23 protein-coding genes are annotated in these 19,745 nt (G+C 35.1%); 18 read left to right on the forward strand and 5 right to left on the reverse strand.

Translation table 11 applies throughout. From position 1 onward, the window contains the following. Positions 1 to 63 precede the first annotated feature (63 nt). Genes ilvC through HYD3684_RS00380 form a run of 8 tightly spaced genes read left to right on the forward strand, consistent with a single transcriptional unit; the run spans position 64 to position 5,145 of the window. Entirely contained in the window at positions 64 to 1,065 is a 1,002-nt protein-coding gene (ilvC, locus tag HYD3684_RS00345; protein WP_015418717.1) for a ketol-acid reductoisomerase, read from the forward strand. Continuing rightward, the gene (locus HYD3684_RS00350; protein WP_015418718.1) at positions 1,062 to 1,685 is read left to right on the forward strand and encodes a CDP-alcohol phosphatidyltransferase family protein; all 624 of its coding nucleotides are present in this window, start codon (positions 1,062 to 1,064) and stop codon (positions 1,683 to 1,685) included. Before ilvC ends, HYD3684_RS00350 begins: the two co-directional genes overlap by 4 nt. Continuing rightward, entirely contained in the window at positions 1,678 to 2,346 is a 669-nt protein-coding gene (locus HYD3684_RS00355; protein ID WP_015418719.1) for a dihydrofolate reductase family protein, read from the forward strand. Before HYD3684_RS00350 ends, HYD3684_RS00355 begins: the two co-directional genes overlap by 8 nt. A gap of 32 nt (positions 2,347 to 2,378) precedes the next feature. Continuing rightward, positions 2,379 to 2,636, forward strand: a complete 258-nt coding sequence (locus HYD3684_RS00360) for a hypothetical protein (protein WP_015418720.1) — start codon at positions 2,379 to 2,381, stop codon at positions 2,634 to 2,636. Next, entirely contained in the window at positions 2,633 to 3,415 is a 783-nt protein-coding gene (gene dapB, locus HYD3684_RS00365) for a 4-hydroxy-tetrahydrodipicolinate reductase (RefSeq protein WP_015418721.1), read from the forward strand. Before HYD3684_RS00360 ends, dapB begins: the two co-directional genes overlap by 4 nt. Continuing rightward, positions 3,412 to 3,936: an HNH endonuclease gene (locus HYD3684_RS00370; RefSeq protein WP_015418722.1), complete on the forward strand. Its 525-nt coding sequence runs from the start codon at positions 3,412 to 3,414 to the stop codon at positions 3,934 to 3,936. The genes dapB and HYD3684_RS00370 overlap by 4 nt, the downstream gene beginning before the upstream one ends. 54 nt (positions 3,937 to 3,990) lie before the next feature. Beyond that, entirely contained in the window at positions 3,991 to 4,182 is a 192-nt protein-coding gene (rpmB, locus tag HYD3684_RS00375) for a 50S ribosomal protein L28 (protein ID WP_012513120.1), read from the forward strand. 51 nt (positions 4,183 to 4,233) lie between these two features. Further along, positions 4,234 to 5,145 (forward strand): NAD-dependent epimerase/dehydratase family protein, encoded by a 912-nt coding sequence (locus tag HYD3684_RS00380; RefSeq protein WP_015471330.1) that lies wholly within the window; start codon positions 4,234 to 4,236, stop codon positions 5,143 to 5,145. Between the two features lie 135 nt (positions 5,146 to 5,280). Here HYD3684_RS00380 and HYD3684_RS00385 read toward each other — a convergent pair whose 3' ends face one another. From HYD3684_RS00385 to gspD, 5 genes are read right to left on the reverse strand one after another with little or no spacing between them, the layout of a single operon-like run. Further along, positions 5,281 to 5,544 carry a NifU family protein gene (locus HYD3684_RS00385; protein ID WP_012513123.1) on the reverse strand — a complete coding sequence of 88 codons (264 nt, stop codon included), beginning with the start codon at positions 5,542 to 5,544 and terminating at the stop codon, positions 5,281 to 5,283. Between the two features lie 14 nt (positions 5,545 to 5,558). After that, positions 5,559 to 6,182 (reverse strand): superoxide dismutase, encoded by a 624-nt coding sequence (locus HYD3684_RS00390; protein ID WP_015418723.1) that lies wholly within the window; start codon positions 6,180 to 6,182, stop codon positions 5,559 to 5,561. A 55-nt stretch (positions 6,183 to 6,237) separates the two neighbouring features. Continuing rightward, positions 6,238 to 6,813 (reverse strand): molybdenum cofactor guanylyltransferase, encoded by a 576-nt coding sequence (locus tag HYD3684_RS00395; RefSeq protein WP_015418724.1) that lies wholly within the window; start codon positions 6,811 to 6,813, stop codon positions 6,238 to 6,240. Between the two features lie 4 nt (positions 6,814 to 6,817). Beyond that, a complete protein-coding gene (locus HYD3684_RS00400) occupies positions 6,818 to 7,786 on the reverse strand; it encodes a lytic transglycosylase domain-containing protein (protein ID WP_015418725.1) in 969 nt (322 codons plus the stop codon). Positions 7,787 to 7,835: 49 nt separating this feature from the next. After that, positions 7,836 to 9,818: a type II secretion system secretin GspD gene (gspD, locus tag HYD3684_RS00405; protein ID WP_237698609.1), complete on the reverse strand. Its 1,983-nt coding sequence runs from the start codon at positions 9,816 to 9,818 to the stop codon at positions 7,836 to 7,838. Positions 9,819 to 10,031: 213 nt separating this feature from the next. Here gspD and speD point away from each other — a divergent pair, with 213 nt between their 5' ends. The 10 genes from speD (at position 10,032) to HYD3684_RS00455 (ending at position 19,728) form a co-directional block, all read left to right on the forward strand. Then, positions 10,032 to 10,436, forward strand: a complete 405-nt coding sequence (gene speD / locus HYD3684_RS00410) for an adenosylmethionine decarboxylase (RefSeq protein ID WP_015418728.1) — start codon at positions 10,032 to 10,034, stop codon at positions 10,434 to 10,436. Next, entirely contained in the window at positions 10,406 to 11,431 is a 1,026-nt protein-coding gene (locus HYD3684_RS00415; RefSeq protein ID WP_015418729.1) for a DNA-processing protein DprA, read from the forward strand. The genes speD and HYD3684_RS00415 overlap by 31 nt, the downstream gene beginning before the upstream one ends. Continuing rightward, a complete protein-coding gene (locus tag HYD3684_RS00420; protein ID WP_015418730.1) occupies positions 11,424 to 12,083 on the forward strand; it encodes an RsmE family RNA methyltransferase in 660 nt (219 codons plus the stop codon). Before HYD3684_RS00415 ends, HYD3684_RS00420 begins: the two co-directional genes overlap by 8 nt. Positions 12,084 to 12,119: 36 nt before the next feature. Next, positions 12,120 to 13,775, forward strand: coding sequence for a 2-oxoacid:acceptor oxidoreductase subunit alpha (locus HYD3684_RS00425; RefSeq protein ID WP_015418731.1), 1,656 nt, complete (start codon positions 12,120 to 12,122; stop codon positions 13,773 to 13,775). A 6-nt stretch (positions 13,776 to 13,781) separates the two neighbouring features. Then, positions 13,782 to 14,876, forward strand: coding sequence for a hypothetical protein (locus HYD3684_RS00430; protein WP_015418732.1), 1,095 nt, complete (start codon positions 13,782 to 13,784; stop codon positions 14,874 to 14,876). 120 nt (positions 14,877 to 14,996) lie between these two features. Then, positions 14,997 to 15,797 carry a Tat (twin-arginine translocation) pathway signal sequence domain protein gene (locus HYD3684_RS00435; RefSeq protein WP_015418733.1) on the forward strand — a complete coding sequence of 267 codons (801 nt, stop codon included), beginning with the start codon at positions 14,997 to 14,999 and terminating at the stop codon, positions 15,795 to 15,797. A gap of 19 nt (positions 15,798 to 15,816) precedes the next feature. Beyond that, positions 15,817 to 16,824: a substrate-binding domain-containing protein gene (locus HYD3684_RS00440; RefSeq protein WP_015418734.1), complete on the forward strand. Its 1,008-nt coding sequence runs from the start codon at positions 15,817 to 15,819 to the stop codon at positions 16,822 to 16,824. Between the two features lie 259 nt (positions 16,825 to 17,083). Continuing rightward, the gene (locus HYD3684_RS00445; protein ID WP_015418735.1) at positions 17,084 to 17,827 is read left to right on the forward strand and encodes an ABC transporter ATP-binding protein; all 744 of its coding nucleotides are present in this window, start codon (positions 17,084 to 17,086) and stop codon (positions 17,825 to 17,827) included. Further along, complete coding sequence (locus HYD3684_RS00450; protein WP_015418736.1) at positions 17,820 to 19,073, forward strand: hemolysin family protein; 1,254 nt, start codon at positions 17,820 to 17,822, stop codon at positions 19,071 to 19,073. Before HYD3684_RS00445 ends, HYD3684_RS00450 begins: the two co-directional genes overlap by 8 nt. Further along, complete coding sequence (locus HYD3684_RS00455) at positions 19,030 to 19,728, forward strand: ComF family protein (RefSeq protein ID WP_015418737.1); 699 nt, start codon at positions 19,030 to 19,032, stop codon at positions 19,726 to 19,728. The genes HYD3684_RS00450 and HYD3684_RS00455 overlap by 44 nt, the downstream gene beginning before the upstream one ends. The last annotated feature ends 17 nt before the right edge of the window (positions 19,729 to 19,745 follow it).

Here is a 19,745-nt window from a genome sequence, read left to right on the forward strand (position 1 = left end):
TCATAGCACAAACAATCTCAATAGGTTAAAATAAAAGATATTAGCTATTTGGAGGTAAAATAGATGGCGAAAATTTACTACGATGAAGATGCATCCTTGGGTATCTTGGCTATGAAGACTGTAGCCATAGTGGGTTATGGTTCTCAAGGACACGCTCATGCTTTAAATCTAAGAGACAGTGGTATTAGGGTTATAGTGGCTTTAGATGATAAAAGCCCTCATAGAAAAACTGCTATGGAAGATGGTTTTAGCGTATATACCACCTCTAGAGCAACTCAAGAGGCCGATGTAATAATGATATTAACTCCAGACACCGTTCAGCCAGCTGTATATAAAGAATGTATAGAACCTAATTTAACACCGGGTAAAGCTATAGCCTTTGCCCATGGTTTTAATATACATTTTGGTCAGATAGTTCCACCAAAAGATATAGATGTATTTATGGTGGCTCCAAAAGGACCAGGTCATTTGGTAAGATGGATGTATGAAGAGGGTAAGGGAGTACCAGCTCTTGTATCTATACATCAAGATGCTACAGGTTCTTGTAGAGATATAGCCTTAGCTTATGCAAAAGGCATAGGCGCCACAAGGGCAGGGGTTATAGAAACCACGTTTAGAGAGGAGACTGAAACAGACCTATTTGGTGAACAAGCGGTGCTTTGCGGTGGTGCTACAGCCCTTATAAAAGCTGGCTTTGAAACGCTTGTAGAGGCCGGTTATCAACCTGAGATGGCTTATTTTGAATGTCTTCATGAGTTGAAACTAATAGTCGACCTTATATACCAACATGGCATAGCTGGTATGAGATATTCTATATCGGATACCGCAAAGTATGGCGATGTGACGAGAGGTGCTAGAATATACGAAGCTGTTAAACCTCTTATGAAGCAGATGCTCAAAGAAATTCAAGATGGCGAGTTTGCCAGAGAATGGATATTGGAAAATCAAGCCAACAGACCTGTTTACAACGCTCTTTTAAACAAAGATAAAGAACACTTGGTGGAAAAAGTAGGTAAAGAGCTAAGGCAGATGATGCCGTGGTTATCTGGTAAAGAGTTAAAATGAATCTTACCAAAAAACGTTATAAACTAAAAAAGTTTTACGCTCCTATGGGGCATGTGTTTGTAAAGATGCACATGTCCCCAAACGTTATAACCCTTTTGTCTTTGGCTTTTGGACTTACAAGCGCTTACTTTTTTTATATACATAAACCACTTACTGGGGCATCTTTCTTAATAATATCAGGGTTTTTAGATTTGATGGATGGTGTGGTGGCAAGGCTTGAGGATAAAGCTTCAAAATTTGGGGCAGCTTTTGACTGGATAGCAGATAAAACTGTAGATGGTTTTATACTTGGAAGTATAGGTTTTGCTTATGGTTCTCCTTTTATAGCAATAAGCGCCATTACATTTTCGATGCTTCATACTTTTATAAAGCCAGTGGTGTATGCTGAGATTGGTTTTTCCGAAAGACAAAAAGGCAAGATAGATGATCCATTGGAAGGTATTGGGTTTTTTGGAAGGCCTGAGACTCATATAAGTATAGTATTTTTTAGTATATTAGAGCGCATAAATCCTATTTTTGGATTGCATCTTGGTATAAAACTTATAGTGCTCTTTACGTTTGGTTCGCTTTTAATAAGAATATTGTATCTTTTGAAAAAATACGGGAAGGATTATGAATAACCAAGACAAACCTTATGTGATTATAGTTTCTGAGTCGACATTGGATGGTAAGTTAACGCTTTATAGAGGGGCATCTTCTAAAGAACTTATGACTCTTATGGATGAAGAGGCTTATAGATACCTTCATGAGGTAAGGGCAAAAGTAGACGCCATAATGGTAGGCTGTGAAACAATAAGGACAGACAATCCGAGCCTTACGGTAAGATATGTAAAAGGTAAAAACCCAATAAGGGTTATCCCTTGCTCTACGGCAAACATACCGTTTGATGCAAACGTTTTATCAAAGGATGCTCATACGATCATAGCCACCACCAAAAGAGCCCCAGAAGAAAAAATCAAAAAACTTACGGAAATGGGTATAGAAGTGCTTGTGGTAGGAGATTACCTAGTGGATTTTGAGCTTTTATTAAAAAAATTAAGAGAAAAAGATATAAAAAGCTTGATGGTAGAAGGTGGTTCTTCTATAAATTGGGAACTTTGTAAGTTAAAAGCTGTAAATGAGGTTCGTATTATACATCTTCCTGTAATTGTTGGTGGTGAAAATGTTCCTACGTTGGTAGGCGGAGAGGGTTTCAAGACTTTAAACAATATACTTCATCTAAGGCTTAGGGCGCATTTTAAAAGAGGATACCATCTCATTACCGAATGGGAAGTGGTATAATAAAGGTATAATTTTTTTTGGAGGTATTTAAAATGCAAGAAAATCAAGAAGACTATTACGCAGTACCTTTTAGCATAGTGGGGTTGTTTCTTACAAACAAGGATGTGGAGCAAAGCATTAGGGAGGAGATAAGCCCTGAAGAACTTGAAAAACTCCAAGAGATTGTAGCTAAAATGCTTTTTACCTCTGGAGTTAACGTAGCTCTATATCCTGGAGTAGTGCCACCAGATCAAGCTGTAGAAGCGGTAAACGAGCTTGAAGATCTTATTATGGGCGAAGGAGAAGAATGACAAAAGATTCTTTTGTTTCTATTGCCTTATGCGGCTTTTTGGGCCGCATGGGTAGTAGTATTATAGAAGTTTCTAAAAGCTATCAAGACCTAGTTGTAAAAGCAGGCGTAGACAAAAAAGAGCTTATTAAAGATAAAACTTTTGCGTTAGAATATGTATCATCTAAATTAGAAGATGTTGTTGACTATGTAGATGTCGTCATAGAGTTTACAGGTAGTGTGGATACAGCCATAAAGAATACTTACATATGCAAAGAACATAATAAACCTATTGTGATAGGCACTACTGGGTTTGATCAGCATCAGTTAGACCAAATGAAAGAACTCTCTAAATCAATACCTATAGTATTTTCCCCAAATATGAGTCTTGGGGTCAATGTACTTTTTAAGCTTTTAGAGATAGCTACAAAAGCTTTAAAGGACAAAGGGTATGACATAGAGATATCAGAAATTCACCATCGTTTTAAAAAGGACGCACCCTCTGGAACCGCTTTAAGGCTGTTGGAAATAGTAAAAAAAGAGATTCCGAATTTAAAAGAAACCTTTGGAAGAGAAGGGCTAGCACCAAGGCAGGATAATGAAGTAGGCGTTTTTGCTATAAGAGGAGGAGATGTGGTGGGTGAACATACTGTCTATATGTTTGGTATGGGAGAGAGATTGGAGCTTACCCATAGAGCAACAGATAGAAGGATATTTGCGAAGGGCTCTTTGGAGGCTGCCAAATGGGTTTATAGAAAACCTGCAGGCTTTTATTCAATGTTTGATGTGCTTGGCTTATGAAGTTATATAGCCTTTTGTTGGATAGGACTTATAAGCCCTTGACACTCCTTGATTATAGAAAATCTTTCTTGTTAGAATATACTCAAAGGGCTACGGTGCTGGAATACCACCCAGAAGCTGTGATAAGATCTACTTACAGGACTTACAAAGTACCTATTGTACTAAAAACAAACGCTTTATCAAAAACCTTTTATAAGAATATACCCACTAGATACAACGTCTATGTAAGAGATAACTTTACCTGCGGTTATTGCGGCAAGGTGTGTGATGATAGCGAGATTACGGTAGACCATATAGTCCCAGTGTCAAAAGGTGGTAAATGGACTTGGGATAATCTTGTTACTGCTTGTGAATCTTGCAACGCTAAAAAATCAGACAATATCATAATGCCAATTTATATTAAACCCCATAAACCTCAATATTTTACGCTGCTTTTAAAAGAGCATCTTAAGAAAATTGATGAAACTACGTTAAATATTATAAAGCCTTATTGCTATCAATATTTAAAAGAGATTTCTTGAGCTTTAGTTTTATGCTATAATATTAGCTTAAAACATTTGTAAAGGAGTTATGATATGGCGGCATGTTTTGTTTGCAATAAAAAGGCTGTTTATGGGAAAAGCGTTACATTTTCAGCAGAAAGAAATTCAAGAGTATTTAAACCAAACCTCCAGAGTGTAAAGATTAGGATGCCAGATGGTAGCACAAAGCGCGTTATGGTATGTACAAAGTGTCTAAAAGCCGGGAAGGTGGTAAAAGCCGTTTAATATACTGATTTAACGCATTTTGAAAAGATAAAATAAATATATATTTTTCTTATGAAAGTTTTAGTGGCAGGGGGCACAGGTTTTGTTGGCAAATATGTTGTAGAGGCTTTGGAGAAGTCTACTCATTCTTACACACTTTTGACGCGCAAAAAAGTAAGTAAGCCTCATGTCGTTGTGGATTTTTTCGATGAAGAAAGCCTTAAAAAAGCTTTTGAACAAGAAAAACCAGATGTATTGATAAATCTTATAGGCATTTTGGTAGAAGAGCCTTCTAAAGGTATAACCTTTGAAAATATTCATTACCTTATACCAAAAAATCTTTATACCGTCGCCAAAGAATACGGTATAAAACACATCATACATATGAGCGCTTTAGGGGTCTCAGAAGAAACCCCGTCTATGTATCATCACACCAAGCTTTTAGCAGAAAAATTTCTCATGTCTTTGGGGATAGATTACACCATTGTAAGACCTTCTTTGATAATAGGACCTGAGCAAAGACTTTTTAAAGATCTTGATTTCTTTGGAAAATACTTTCATATTATGGCTCATCCTGGTATATTGCCCTATTATTTTGCACCGGTGGATGTTAGAGATGTTGCTTTTGTATTTGTAAAAGCTATAGACGATCCAAATTTAAAGAATAAGATTATAGAGCTTTGCGGTAAAAAGCCTGTTTCTTTTGATAAACTTTTAAAAGATAGTTTTAAGCTTTTAGGAAGACATGCTTTTGTATTAAGACTACCAAAACCTCTGATGTATGTAAGCGGTGCTTTGGTTGAGAAAATATTAGAACCACCTCCTTTTAGCAAAGACCAAATACTTATGATGTACAAAAACAACGTTTGCCAAGGACAAGATCCATGGCCATTGATAGGAAAAGAACCAATCCCCTACGAAGAATCTTTGAAATGGGCTATAGAAAACTACAAATCACATTTAAAACATGGTCTGAAGAGCTAACGTATAATCCCAGTAGTTTTACCATATACTGTAAATGATAGGTGGTGGTTACAGCTCCGTCTTTTCGTGCAAATATTCGAAGTTTAAAGCCAGCCATAACATCCTGCTGGCCTTGTTTTTAGTGGTTTTAAGCTTTTAAAAGCCAAAACTAAAACCTAAATCTGCGTTCACATCCTTTACTTCTTTTATATCCGGGAACTTTTGCTTAAGGGCTCTTTCTACTCCAGCTTTTAATGTAAGAGTGGACATACCACAGCCAGAGCATGCACCCATAAGCCTTACTAATACTGTACCATCTTCTTCTATGCTAACAAGCTCTATATCGCCCCCATCAAATCTCAAAGCTGGTCTTATTTCATCTAAAGCTTCTTCTACCTCTTCTACAGTTGGCAAAGCCATAAGCTTACCTCCTATTAACAAAAACCTTTTAGTGTTTCGTAAGCTTTTATAGCTTTTTCGAATCTTTCGTTTATTACGTCCCAATTTAGAGAATTTAAGAAAGCGTCTATGTAAGGTGGGCGTTTGTTCTTTTGGTCTACATAGTATGCGTGTTCATAGGTATCCAACACTATAAGTGGGATAAGCCCTGTAAGGTTGTAAACGTTGTGAGCGTCAAGACCGTTTACCATGAGCTTACCTGAGAATATATCAAGACCCAAAATAGCCCATCCTCTAAAAGCTATACCTGCTGCTTTTAACTCTGTTACGCAGTTATCCCAAGAGCCAAAATCTTCTTCTACTTTTTTCTTGAGAGCTTCTGATGGAGCACCCTTTGGGGTTAGATGTCCAAAGTAAAGCTCATGCAAGACTGTACCCATATAGTTGAAGGTTTCTTCTACTTTTAGCTCTCTATATTCTGAATAGTTTTGATTGGCTTTTGACCTGTCTGAAAAGTTTAAATCTGCCAGTTTATCTTGGATTTCATTAAACTTAGCCACATAGCCTTTGTAGTGAGCTTCAAAGTGTGGCTCTATCTGTTCGTTGGATATACCGTTTAGGTTTGATGGTTTTAGATGATTCTTTGGTTCTAACTTCATGTTTTTTACCTCCTTTTTTGGCTTTTAGAAAAATCTAAAGTTTTATGAGCACTAGTCAATGACCAATATTATAAAATCTTTTTACATCTTCTTTGGTGTTTATGTTTGAAAAAGATATCAAATCTTTATCTACACTCCTTGCCTGCTCTTCGGTTAATATGTTTACATCAAGATTAATTATAAGCTTTTGAAAAGATGCTCTTTGGTTTTCTATAGATTGTTTTATTTTATCTTTTACTGAAGGATCGTAAATGGCAAGAAGTGGTTCAAAAAAACCATTTATCTTAAATATCGTTGCTTCTTTTTTATGATTTCTTATCATATACTCTACAAGATCCTTTTTTATAAAAGGCATATCTGCTCCCACTAACAAAAATGGTTTTTCTGTATAAAAACACGCTGTATAAAGACCACTTAGCGGGTTTTGAATATCTAATATGTCTTTTATTGATTTTGCATTTTTTATAAATAAGTATTTTTCTGGGTTTTTAGAAACTATATATATATTTTTTGAAAAGCTGTACAATGTTCCAAACACATGTTCTATCATTGGCTTATCGTTTAGTAAAAAAAGCGTTTTATCCTCTTTAAACCTTTTGCTTTGGCCTCCCGCTAGTATGAAAGCATCCATGGTATCATTTACCTGCTATTAATCCTTTTATAGAGCCATCTGCGGAAGCTTCTTTGTAAATTGATTTTCCAAAGGACGGTATATAAACGTATCCTCCAGCTGGAACTAAATCTTGTCTTATTTGAGGGTTTAATCTTTTTAAGAGATAGTAGTTTACGTTGTAGGCTAGAGCTATATTTCTAAGCTCTTGCGGGGAATTTGTTCTATATATATGAAGCGTATAGTTAAAGTATTGCTTCTTTACTTTTATACCAAAATATTTTGCATTTTTTATGATATCTAAAAGCGCTAAAAATCTTGGTACATATTGCTGAGTTTCTGGTGGGAATGAATTTTTAAAAGCCCAAAAACTTCCCCTTGGGTCTTGTTTAAACACCGACGATACACAATAAGGACCGCAGTTGTAAGCAGCTAAAACCTTGTTCCAATCTCCGAATTGGTTATATAAATCGCTAAGGTAATGAGCTGCTGCTTCTGTGGACTTTATTATGTCAAATCTCTCGTCTATTTGGTTGTTTACTATAAGACCGTAATCTCTTGCTGTTTGAGGCATTAACTGCCATATACCGGCTGCTTCGGCGCTTGACACAGAATATTGATTATACCCACTTTCTATGATGGGAAGATATATAAAATCCGATGGAAGGTTATATTTTTTAAGTATTGGTAATATTATAGGTGAGTAATAAATGGCTTTTTCTATGCCCCTTTCTATAAAACCTCTATCTTGGTATAAAAAGTAGTTTATATATTTTTGAACATCTTGTGTATATACAAGATTTAGAAATTGAGGGTTGTTTTGATATGTGGGACGATAACTTATTTGGGGTCTTTCATAGCTTACGTAGTTTGGCTTTTTGTAAGCGTAGCTGTTTCCATACAAAGATGCGTTTGTAATCTCTGCACTGCAAGAGCTAAGTATTATTGATAAAAGCCCCAAACCAAGAAGCCTTTTTACGTTCATAGCATACATATCGGTATTTTAAGATACCATTAAAGTGTTAAACTTTATATGATATATATTATTCTTTTGCTTTTTTCACACTTTCGTATATCCTGTGTGCTATTACTTCGTTTGCTTTCGTAATTTTGGCAAGTTGTTCTGGGCTTTTTATAATGTAAGGGGTTATAAATATAAAAAGTGTGCTTTTTTTATTTTCTCTGTTTTGATATTTGAAGAGATTTCCTAAAACTGGGATATCTTGAAGAATTGGTATACCGCTTATGTTTTTTATAGTGTTGTTGCTCACAAGCCCTCCTAATATCACTGTTTGACCGCTTTTAACGACTACTTCAGAATTTAAAACCCTATCTGTGGTAATAGGTATTGGCACCGTTTGACCCGCCACGTTTGTATTTGTAAAGCCTGTGATATCTTGAAGATTTAGATTTATGCCAAGTCTTATGTTGTCTTTTGATACTGTAGGTATAACATCAAGCTCTAAACCTATATCTTTGTAGTCGTATGTGAGTATTGGATATCCGTTTATGTTGTATTGGGTACCTGTTACATAAGGATAAACTTGAGCTTCTTTTATAATAGCCTCTTCGTTGTCAAGGGTTAGCACTTTGGGGTTTGATATGATTTTAAATCCATTTCCTTGCTCTAATAAGCTTAAAAACACCGCTAAATCAGGAAATATAATTGTATTACCACCTACGTTTGCACTTATACTGCTTGAGCTTGTTACACCTACTACGAAGTTTCCAGATAAAAGTCCTTGGTATATGGTTTGAAGAGATGCCGGGTTAAATCCTATACCGCCGTTTTTGCCTAAAGCTTGCCAATTTACACCTGTGGTTAGCTGTTTGGTGAGGTTTGCCTCTACCACAGAAGCCGCTATCAACACTTGAATGCGTTTTTCGTCTAGTTTTTTTATGAGGTTTTTTAGATTTTTGTATTGGGATTTTGTAGCATAAAGTATGACGCTGTTTGTGGCTCGGTCAAAGCCTATTCTCGTGCCATCAGAAAGATATATAGAGCCTATCGGTTTGTTGGAGGATGTTACGTTTATATTAGGATTAGAAGCTGTGTTGTTTTGAATTGTTTGGTGTTGGTTTTGCATAGTGTTTAGGTTTGGTGTAGGTCTTTTTGTAGTAGAAGAAATGGCGCTTGCGCTTCCAAAAAGGCTTGCTAGTGTTTCTGCCATCTCTCCTACAGAAGCGTTTTGAAGAGGTATCACATAATAATGTCTTCTAAAGTGAGAGGCGCTTTCGTTTATTTTATGTATAATTTCTTTTATAGAGGCCTGCATAAGCTTGGGTGCATATACAAGCACAAAACCGCTTTTGGAGTGTTTTTTCTGAACAGAAGATACCACCATAGGTATACCAAACTTTTGGCTTACAGGGTTTACCAATGGGCTTAGAGCTTTTACCACAGCGTTTGTATCCTTTGTTTGATACATTTTTAGACTAAAAGCTAAATTTGGTATATCTATACTCTTTAAAAGTTTTTGGATTTTATCAACAGACACTCCTATATCAGATATAATGAGGGCGTTTGAGGGCATATAAACGGTGGCATTTCCATATTGACTTAGAAAAGGTCTTACGGCGTTTAAAAGTATTTGGGCGTTTGTGTGGGCAAAGTATATGTAGGTTTCTATTGATGGGCTTGGAAATGCTTTCCTTGTCACATTTGTGCTAAAAGAAGATGCTTCTTTTATAGGTAGTATCTTGTAAAAGTTTTTATATTTTACAACAGTATACCCATCTAAAGCTAAGCTTGTTAAAAAAAGATGCCAAGCGTCTTCTACGCTTACAGGTTTTTTGGAGCTAACGGTGATTTTTGGAAGATTTCCATTTATCCCCACCACTATAGTTTTACCGGTGAGCTTTGACATAAAATGAGCTATATCTTCTATGCTTTGGTTTTGGAAGTTTAGTACCACCATGTTGTTGAAGTATTTGTTATTTTCCTTTCCATTTGATATTCCAAATACTATAAAAATCAATAAAATGAAAAATATATTCAAACAATTTATTTTTCTTAAAATCTTCATTATAACCATTATACATAAGTTTTTGCTTTTAAAATATAAAATCCTTGACAAAAATAAAAATATGCTATAATGATTAATCTATCTTTTTTCTGGAGGTATTTTTATGAGTGAGCAGGATAGCAAATTCCGAAAGCGTGTGGGTGGCGCTGGTAATTTTGAGCAAGTTAGTTGCTCCACATCTTCTGTTGTGTTGATACCAAGGGAGGTATTGAAATGGCAAAAACCCTCGGACTCCATATTATAGCAGACCTTTATGGAGTTAACCCTGATCTCATTGACAGGGAAGAAGATATCAGACACCTTCTTGAAAATTCAGTAAAAGCAGGAGAGCTTACAAAAATCTCCTCTCATTTTTACCAGTTTAACCCTCACGGAGCTACGGGAGTTATCCTGTTAGCCGAATCTCATATATCCATTCACACCTGGCCAGAGCATAAAACGGCTACCGTGGATGTATTTACCTGTGGAGACCCATCAAAGGCTTATAGAGCTATGGACTATATAATAAACTCTTTATCCCCTACTCACGTAGACAAAAAAGTCTTTGATAGAGGTATCATAGAAGATTCAAAAGAAAAAGATGTGCTTTGGATAATGTCGAAAGCTGGTTGTTGCTAAAATCCGTAAAAGGAATAGGCAACAAGTTATTGTATAAGGCTTTTAGACATTTTGGTAGTGCCGAAGCTATATTAAAAGCCGATAAAACGTCTTTGGAGCCAATCTTTGGCTCCAAGGCTAAAAATATAGTTTCTAGAGATTTTGACAGAGATTATGTAAATAACGCTATTGTTAAATTAAAACAGCTAAACGTCGAAGCTATAACCTATGAAAATGAAACATATCCTAAAAACATACTAAACCTTCCAGACCCTCCTCCTGTGATATTTTTAAAAGGCAATAAATCTTTGCTTTGTCAAAAATCTGTTAGCATAGTAGGTTCAAGAAAAGCTGCTTTGAGCGCTTTAAATATGACAAAATCTGTTGTATCAGAACTAAGACAAACTGTGGTATCTGGAGGAGCTGATGGCATAGACTCAAAAGCTCATCAAAGTGCTTTGGAAAGCTCTATTCCCACTATAGCTGTTCTTGGTTTTGGATTTTTGTATGCAAAACAAAGTCTTTTTGGAGAGATTCTAGATAAAAACGGTCTTTTGTTAACGGAGTTTTTACCTCTTGAAAAACCTTCAAAATATACGTTTCCAATGAGAAACAGAATAATAGCCTCTTTAGGGGAATATCTTTTGGTTATGCAAGCCTCTTCTAAAAGCGGTGCTCTTATAAGTGCGTATTGGGCTTTTAAATTAAACAAAAAAGTTTTTGCATATGTGGGAAACCCGGTGGAAGAATTTGAGGGTTGTGTAAACTTAGTAAGAGAAAATGTAGCTAAGCTTTTTACAAATAAATCCCATCTTTTTAAAGACCTAGATTTATCTTTTGAAAAGCCAGAAAACCAACAAAATTCCATACTTTCTTTTCTTGATAAACCATGCACTTTTGATGAACTTTTAGTAAAAACAAACTATGACGAGGAAAAACTTACAATGGAGCTTACCATGCTTGAAATAGAAGGCTATATATCAAAAGACGGTGCTTATTTTGTAAAAAATGCATAGGTTTTTTGCTTTTAGAAAAAATGGCACAATAGAGCTTTTTGATGAAGATAAAAAGCATTTTAAAGTACTTAGAATAGAAAAAAACGAACTTTTAGAGCTTGTTATAGAAGACAAAATATACGAAGCTAAATTCACAGGGCAAAATTTTGAGCTTTTAGAAGAAAAAACAAAACCCCCAGATGTAAAAATATATGCAAACGTATGTATACCGATAAAGCTTCAAACGCTAGAAACAATAATAGATTATGCAGTACAAGGCGGTGTTTTTGAGATAACCCCTGTTTTTTGCAAAAGAAGTTTTCAAGATAGCTCTAAGCTTTTGGAAAAGTATCAAAGGCTTCAAAAAATTTTAAAAGAAGCTATAAAGCAAAGTAGACCGTCTTTTTTGCCAAAATTAAACTATCCTATTTCTTTAAAGGATATAACATTACAAGGATACGGTATTGTTTTTGATAGTTTTGAAAAGCCCAAAAACGATTTATTAAAAGACAACAAGTATACCCTTGTTTTTGGTCCAGAAGGAGGACTTTCCAAGGAGGAGGTGGAGTTTTTAAAAGCTTTGGGATTTAATACTCATTCTTTGGGGGATAACATATTAAGGGAAGAGCTTGCGGTGTTTGCTGGTATTTTCATGATAAGATGTAAGTTTTAGTTTGTATGATATAATTATATAAGTGGAGGTGTAAATATGGATTTGACTATGATAGTTGGAGGAAAAGCGGGTGCTGGTATAAAAGAAGCTGGTAGGCTTATATGTTCTGCTTTGGCAGAGCTTGGGTATTATGTTTTTATGTATGTGGATTACCCATCTCTTATAAGGGGAGGACACAATTTCGTCAGTATAAGATTGGCAGATTTTCCTATAAACAGCGTTCATAAAAAAGCAGACATCATAATAGCTACAGACAAGCGTTCTGTTAAAGAGCACCTTGAGGATGCAAAAGACGATACCCTTTGGATAATAAATGAAGTGACTGACAAAGATATGATACCTAAGGCAAGAGAGATTATCGTGATGCCTTTTAAAGAGGTAGCACCAAGCTTTTTTAAAAGTACATCGGTATTTGGTGGTGTTTTAAAGCTTTTAAACATAGATTACGAAGTAGGCTTGCCTTTCGTAAGAAAATTAAAAGAACCAGACAAAAACGAAGCCATCTACAAAGATGCCTATGAAGCTGGTGTGGTAAAGTTTGATGTAAAACCAAGCGGTGAGAAAAAAGGCGAACTTGTATCTGGAAACGATGCAATAGCCAACGGTGCAGTGGATGGTGGGCTTGATATATACTTTGCCTATCCTATGACTCCTTCTTCTTCGGTTTTACATACGTTAGCGGCTAAAAAAGATCAACTTGGTATAAAAGTAATACACCCAGAAAACGAGATAGCCGTTATAAACATGGCTATAGGAGCCGCTTACGCAGGTAAAAGGTCTATGGTAGGTACATCTGGGGGTGGTTTTGCCCTTATGGTGGAGGCTTTAAGCCTTGCAGGTATGACAGAGACTCCTGTGGTAATATATGAAGCTCAAAGACCAGGCCCAAGCACTGGACTTCCCACTTACAGTGCCCAGTCAGATTTGCTTTTTGCTATTTTTGCAGGGCATGGGGATTTTGGTAAGGTTGTGATTGGAGTGTCAGATGCAGAAGATTCTTACTCTCTTACCAAAGAAGCTTTAAACTTAGCTTGGGAATATCAAGTGCCTGTTATAGTATTAAGCGATAAAAACGCTGCAGAAAACTATTATATATCCTCTTGCAACGAAATGTGTAGCAGAATAAAAGATATAAGACCGCCCAAAATGTATGAAGGAGATCCAAAGCTTTACAAACGCTATCAAAATGTAGAAGATGGCATATCGCCTCTTTTATTCCCTGGTACAAAAGATGCTGTGGTAAAGGCAAACTCCTATGAGCACAACGAAGCTGGTATTACTACAGAAGATGCCCACATCACAAAGCTTATGCAAGATAAAAGACTTAGAAAATATCAAAAGCTAAAAAACGATATTTTAAATACCAAAAAAACTTATGAGGTTTTTGGCAACAAAGATTCGGATGTATGCCTTATCTCTTGGGGTTCTAACAAGCATGTGTTAAAAGAAGTGGCAAATGCCCTAAATATAAAATTTGTGCATGTTATATACTTAGAACCTTTTCCAGAAGAGGATGTTAAAAAAGAGGTATCTGGTAAAAAGCTTATAGCTGTAGAATGCTCTGCCACAAAACAGTTTGAAAGACTTCTTCATATGTACGGTATAAGACCTGATGTAAATATAAATAAATACAATGGAAGACCGTTTTTTGAAGATGAGGCTTTAGAGCTTGTAAAAAGCTATATAAACTAAATTTTGGTGGATAATACAAAACTTTTTGCCCTATACGAGTTTGGTGAATCTTTTCTTGCCAACGGTTTAGGGCTTGTACTTTTTCCTATTTTGTTTTATCAGTTTGGTATAAACATATATGACTATTCTTTTATAATAGGTGTTTCAAATTTAATAGGTGTTTTAATAAATATTTTTTTATTAAGAAAACCCCTAAGAGTCCTAAATAAGCTCTTTCTTTTTTCTAGTTTGACGTTTTTGGTTGGTTTTGGGCTTTTAACAGAAAATGAATATCTGTTTGCTCTATCTTTTATGCTATTTACAATCGTTCATATGCAAGCTCTTTTGTTTTATCAGATATCGATATTAGAAACAAAAGATCCAAAAATATCATCTTCTTTTAGTAGCATTTTAGGATATTTGGGTTATTTTTTGGCTGTTGTATCGATGTTTTTTGTAAAAGACAAGAGGATGCTTATAGGGTTTGGTATCTTTGTTTATATAACCTGTGCTTTTTTGTTTTATAAATATTCTAATAAAAATGTTTTTCTAAAAGCTCAAAAACTAAGTATTTTTAAGGATAATATTTTTTTAAAATATACAATTTCTTTACTTTTTTTAAGTATAGCCCCTCAATTTTTCAACAACTCTATGACCATGTATCTTAAAACCTATCTTTTGTTGCCAGACAAAGAGGTTTATATCCTTATGTTTATAGGGCTTTTATTTGCCATAGGTTCTTCTTTTGTGCTTGGTGTTTTTTGGAAAAAAGAAAATACTGGCTTTTATATAACGGTATTTTTGTGGTTTATAGTATATCTACTTGCTATATGGAGGTTTTTTGTGCATATAGGTTATCCATTTTTTTACGGAGTAATTCTTGCGGTTTTTGGGGGTATGGCTACCGGTGTTTTTTGGACATTTTTTAAAGCTATCACCGTTCTTAAATTCAACGATGATAACGTAGGTATTAGAATAAGCTTTATATATGGGTTTTCTTCTGGGTTTGGTCCTATTTTGTTTTTTGTGATGTCTTTTATAAGTCCAGTGATGGCTTTTCTTAGCATATTGGTTTTTCTTATAATATCGTTTTTTATTTATATTTTGTTTTTTGGCTTTTAAAATCTTGAAAACTTTATAAATATATAACTATATCTTATTGAGTCTTAAGAAAAAACTATAATATAATATTTGCTATGAGGGTTAAACTATAAGATAACTTTCTAAAAAGGAGGAAACGTTATGGATCAAAGCAGAAGAAATGTTTTAAAAGGAGCCATACTAGGCTTAGGAGCAGGAATGGTAGCTTCAGCCTTAAACCCAACGGCTGCCAAGGCTGAGGAAGTGGGCGCTTTGATACCAAAAGGTGCAAGGACATTAAAAGAGCTGGCAGAAAGACTTGCAAAAGCCCCAAGAAGAAGAAATTTTAAGTCTCTACCAATGGTTTTAACAGATAAAAATCAATGGGACTGGGAAGCTTTGGACGAAGTGTTCAACTACAGAGGTGGTCCAAAACAAGTATGGGACAATTACGATATACACAGCGCTTGGCTAAACGTTATGAGAAATGCTATGAATGCTCAAATATGGTCTTATAAAAATCCAGATTTCCTTTGTGTAAGCGCATGCCATGGTAATGCACACTTTGCTATATACGATGATTATGTATGGGAAACGTATATAACACCCTTAACAAAAGGAAAGTTAAAGAAAAATGTGTGGCTTAAAATGAAACCAGGTATGCTTGAAAAAGATAGCCCCACAGATGAGTCTGGTGCTTTCTCACCAGCTGATAACAGCGTAGAAGCTCTTATAGAAAGAGGTGCTGTATTTTTAGCTTGCCACAATCAAACCTGGGAAATGGCAGGTGCACTTTTAAAAGCTGGTATAAATCCACATCATCTTACCCACGACGAACTCTCTGCAGATCTTACAAACCACATAATACCACAAGCTATAGTAACCCCAGGCGTGGTAGCTACAATACCAGAGCTTCAAATGAGAGGTTTCCATTATATAAGCACGGCAGATTTTCCAAAATAAATTTTAGGAGGTTAGAAGCATGAAAAAAGCTTTACTAGCTTTAAGTGTAATGGCGTTAGGCGCCGCAGCTTTTGCAACCACAGATTTAAACCCTTATGAAATGCCACCGCACACACCACCATGGAGCAGAAAACCAGTTGTTAGCCCAGATGTTCACAGTGCCAATAATCCAGCTGTTTACAAGGGTTTTGATTTTACAATACCCCCAGTGGATAATGTTGTGGACTTTCACGGCGATTTAAACGCTGCCAACAAAGATGGTTTGGTAGTGTATGTAGGCGGTAACTATTATTTTGCTGTTACAAGACTTATAAAGGCTTTTGAAAAAGAATATCCTCAATACAAAGGCAAGGTATTTATAATAACAATACCTCCAGGTAAGCTTTTACAAGCAATAGAACATTACCACGATACGTTTACAATAGGCGATATGACATTTACCGCCAAACCAGATATATATGCTGGCGGTGCTTTTGGTGTGAAAAAATGTATAAAAGATGGTTTTTGTGAAGCTTCTACATTTACCCCATATGTTACAAACACACTTGCTATAGAAGTCTACAAAGGCAATCCAAAGCATATACATAGCCTCCAAGATTTGGCAAGAAAAGATGTGAAAGTAATCATGCCAAATCCAAAGTTTGAAGGTATAGCAAGAAGAATAGAAGCTGCCCTTGAAAAATGTGGTGGTAAGAAGTTAAAAGATGCCATATTTGGTCCACACGGTAAGGCAATATTGACAGAAATACACCACAGACAAACCCCGCTTGCAATTATGGAGCATATAGCCGATGCCGGTGTTGTATGGCACTCTGAAGTAGAAGCTCAAATGAAACAATACCACAATCCTCTTGAAGGTGTGCCAATACCAGCAAAATGCAACTATGAAGCTATATACGCTGCTGCTGAAGTAAAAGGTGCTCCACACCCACAAGCAGCTAAAGATTGGTTGCACTTCTTAAAGACACCAGCAGCTCTAAAAGTATTTGAATTCTACGGCTTCAAACCCTACGAAGGAAAAAGATAATTTCTCAGACTAGCTCGCCTTAAGGTGGGCTAGTCTTATTAATCTATATAATGCTATCTTTAAAAACTTCATCTATTTTTCATAATTTTTGTGATATATTTATGTGCTTAATTTCATATTGACATTTTGTTAAAGTTGTATTATTATATTAATATTCAAGTTATGAGATGAAGTTAAAAAGCGAAGGTGAGTTTAAATACTCCCTCCCTCCCCCTCCCAAGATTTTTTGCACCGCATCTTTGCGGTGCCTTTCTAATTTATGAATTTATTAAAGATAGAAGCTCTAAATAAATCCTTTGATAAAAGTCGTTATATCTTAAACAATATAAATCTTGAAATATTGCAAAACCAATCTTTTTGTTTGATAGGGCCATCTGGCTCTGGTAAATCAACCTTAGGAAAATGTATACTGAGATTTATTAAGCCAGATTCTGGAAAAATTTATTTTAATGGGAAAGATATATACACTATAAAAGATTATCCAAGATATGTATCTTTTGTACCTCAAGACCCAATGTCCTCTATAAACCCTCGTTTTAAGGTTTTAGACGCAATATTAGAACCACTTCGTATAATGTCTTTGGCTTTTAATATAAAAAATATAATAAACGATATTTTGGCACTTGGGTTAAAAGAGGAGCTTTTTAATAAGAAGATAAGAGATTTATCGGGGGGAGAGCGTCAAAGGGTAGCAATAGCAAGAGCTTTCATAGCAAACCCAAAGCTTGTAATAGCCGATGAACCCACCTCTTCTTTGGATGCTATTCATAAAAACAACATAGCTTCTTTATTCTTGAAAGTTAAAAGCAACAAAACACTTTTTCTAATTACACACGATATAAAATTTGCACAGAAAATTTGTGATAAAATTGGGGTTATGTACAATGGGAATATAGTTGAGGTAGGTGATGCCGAGGATATTTTTAAAAATCCAAAACATGCGTTTACAAAAACACTTTTAAATAGCTACTCTTTGGATTGCAAGCAGTATTCCTATGGATAGTATTTTGCTTTACAGCCTTTTAATACTTTTTCTCATATTTTTATCTGGTTTTTTTGCGTCTTCCGAAGTGGTGTTTTTTGGTGCTTCTAATATATCAGAAGAAAAGGATAAAGCGTTTTATAAGAAACTGATAGATAAAATATTTAAAGACCCGCAAGCTCTTTTGGTGTCAATGCTCATTGGAAATGAATTTGTAAATGTTTTAATATCTTCAGTGAGTTCTGGTTTTGTAATAAACCTGGTAGGCAAAAGATGGGTATTTTTATCTAGCATATTTGTCAGTATATTGATATTTTTAATTGGTGAAACTATACCTAAAAATGTTGCTCTTTTCTTGAAAGACAGGCTTTTAAAGATTTACGCAATCATATTTTATCCATATCTTGTAGCCACAAAGCCTTTTACTTATATTTTTGTAGCCCCTGTAAAAAAGATATTAAAACTTTTTGGTGTTGAAAATATAAGCTTGGAAAAGAAGTTTTCTTTAGAGCATATAGTTTACATAATGCAAAGTCCAGCAAACGCTCAGGAATTTTCAGAAGAAGAAACTCAGATGATACAAAAAGTATCCGAGATGAGAGAAACTATAGTAAGAGAAATAATGACTCCAAGGCTTGATATATTTATGTTAGAAGCAACCCAAACCGTAAAGGAAGTTATAAACGAAATATTAGAGCATGAACATAGTAGGATACCTATATACAAAGGCACAAAAGATAACGTGGTTGGTTATATACACATAAAAGACCTTATGCCAGTTTATCAACACAAAGATGATAAGTTAGAGACTTTTTTAAGACCTATTGAATTTATACCGGAGGTTATGAACATAAAAAATCTACTTCAAGAGATGAAAAAATCTTCAAGTCAAATAATGATGGTGGTAGATGAGCACGGTGCCATATCTGGACTCATTACGAAACATGATTTGCTTGAATGGTTGGCAGGAGATTTACCTCAGGAGTGGGAAGATGAGGATGAATTTACCAAGATGTCTTCAGATGTTTATATAGTGGAAGGTTCTGCCTCCATAGAAGAAGTCGCCGCTACCGTTGGTTTTGAACTCTCTGAGAACTACGATTACGATACGTTGAGCGGTTTTATAATGGCAAACATGGGTAAAATTCCAAAAGAAGGCGATGAGTTTGAATACAAAGGTTTTAAGTTTATAGTAGATAAAATGGATGGTAAAAAGATAGAGCATGTACTTATCAAAATACCAACGGATAAAGAGCCAAATAGCTAAGATTTTTGACAAACTTTACATACCAGACAACGTTTGTCTTAGCTGTAACAACTATTTTAAGCCGACGCTTCAGGGTTATGTTTGCGATGATTGTATAGCATCTATAAAACCTATGCTTTTTGAAAAAGAAACTCTTCCTTACATAGATTCCTATAGGATTTTTAGTAGCTACGACAAAGCTTTAAAAGAAATGATAATCGCCTTAAAATTTAAGAAAGCCTCTTTGTTTGCAAAAATAATAGGGGATATTGTAAAAGATGATTTTTTTGCTTTTGTAAAATCTATAAACCCTGATATTGTTACCTATGTGCCAGTTTCTTTCTTTAGATTTTGGCAAAGGGGTTATGACCAGAATGATATCTTGTTAAAAGCCTTAAACGCTCAATACATATCTATTTTTAAACGTATAAAACACGCTAAACCTTTATCTCTTAGCATTGACAAAAATCAAAGAGAACATATTGTTTCTGGGGCTTTTAAGATAAAAAAAGAGTTTGTATTTAATTTGGAAGGTAAAAAAGTTTTAGTCTTTGATGATATATTAACTACAGGAGCTACTGCTACTCAAATAGCAAAAATCCTTAAGATGCACGCTGTAAAAGAGGTTTATTTTTATTTTATAGCCTCCCACAAAAAACATGTTAATATGTTATAATATATAAAACTAACTTG

The sequence above is a fragment of the Hydrogenobaculum sp. 3684 genome, assembly GCF_000213785.1.
In the GTDB taxonomy this organism is placed as follows: Bacteria; Aquificota; Aquificia; order Aquificales; family Aquificaceae; genus Hydrogenobaculum.

Coding starts and splice junctions, on each gene's coding strand:
- ilvC (WP_015418717.1), top strand. CDS start 64: ATGGCGAAAATTTACTACGATGAAGATGCATCCTTGGGTATCTTGGCT.
- HYD3684_RS00350 (WP_015418718.1), top strand. CDS start 1,062: ATGAATCTTACCAAAAAACGTTATAAACTAAAAAAGTTTTACGCTCCT.
- HYD3684_RS00355 (WP_015418719.1), top strand. CDS start 1,678: ATGAATAACCAAGACAAACCTTATGTGATTATAGTTTCTGAGTCGACA.
- HYD3684_RS00360 (WP_015418720.1), top strand. CDS start 2,379: ATGCAAGAAAATCAAGAAGACTATTACGCAGTACCTTTTAGCATAGTG.
- dapB (WP_015418721.1), top strand. CDS start 2,633: ATGACAAAAGATTCTTTTGTTTCTATTGCCTTATGCGGCTTTTTGGGC.
- HYD3684_RS00370 (WP_015418722.1), top strand. CDS start 3,412: ATGAAGTTATATAGCCTTTTGTTGGATAGGACTTATAAGCCCTTGACA.
- rpmB (WP_012513120.1), top strand. CDS start 3,991: ATGGCGGCATGTTTTGTTTGCAATAAAAAGGCTGTTTATGGGAAAAGC.
- HYD3684_RS00380 (WP_015471330.1), top strand. CDS start 4,234: ATGAAAGTTTTAGTGGCAGGGGGCACAGGTTTTGTTGGCAAATATGTT.
- HYD3684_RS00385 (WP_012513123.1), bottom strand. CDS start 5,544: ATGGCTTTGCCAACTGTAGAAGAGGTAGAAGAAGCTTTAGATGAAATA.
- HYD3684_RS00390 (WP_015418723.1), bottom strand. CDS start 6,182: ATGAAGTTAGAACCAAAGAATCATCTAAAACCATCAAACCTAAACGGT.
- HYD3684_RS00395 (WP_015418724.1), bottom strand. CDS start 6,813: ATGGATGCTTTCATACTAGCGGGAGGCCAAAGCAAAAGGTTTAAAGAG.
- HYD3684_RS00400 (WP_015418725.1), bottom strand. CDS start 7,786: ATGTATGCTATGAACGTAAAAAGGCTTCTTGGTTTGGGGCTTTTATCA.
- gspD (WP_237698609.1), bottom strand. CDS start 9,818: ATGAAGATTTTAAGAAAAATAAATTGTTTGAATATATTTTTCATTTTA.
- speD (WP_015418728.1), top strand. CDS start 10,032: ATGGCAAAAACCCTCGGACTCCATATTATAGCAGACCTTTATGGAGTT.
- HYD3684_RS00420 (WP_015418730.1), top strand. CDS start 11,424: ATGCATAGGTTTTTTGCTTTTAGAAAAAATGGCACAATAGAGCTTTTT.
- HYD3684_RS00425 (WP_015418731.1), top strand. CDS start 12,120: ATGGATTTGACTATGATAGTTGGAGGAAAAGCGGGTGCTGGTATAAAA.
- HYD3684_RS00435 (WP_015418733.1), top strand. CDS start 14,997: ATGGATCAAAGCAGAAGAAATGTTTTAAAAGGAGCCATACTAGGCTTA.
- HYD3684_RS00440 (WP_015418734.1), top strand. CDS start 15,817: ATGAAAAAAGCTTTACTAGCTTTAAGTGTAATGGCGTTAGGCGCCGCA.
- HYD3684_RS00445 (WP_015418735.1), top strand. CDS start 17,084: ATGAATTTATTAAAGATAGAAGCTCTAAATAAATCCTTTGATAAAAGT.
- HYD3684_RS00450 (WP_015418736.1), top strand. CDS start 17,820: ATGGATAGTATTTTGCTTTACAGCCTTTTAATACTTTTTCTCATATTT.
- HYD3684_RS00455 (WP_015418737.1), top strand. CDS start 19,030: ATGTACTTATCAAAATACCAACGGATAAAGAGCCAAATAGCTAAGATT.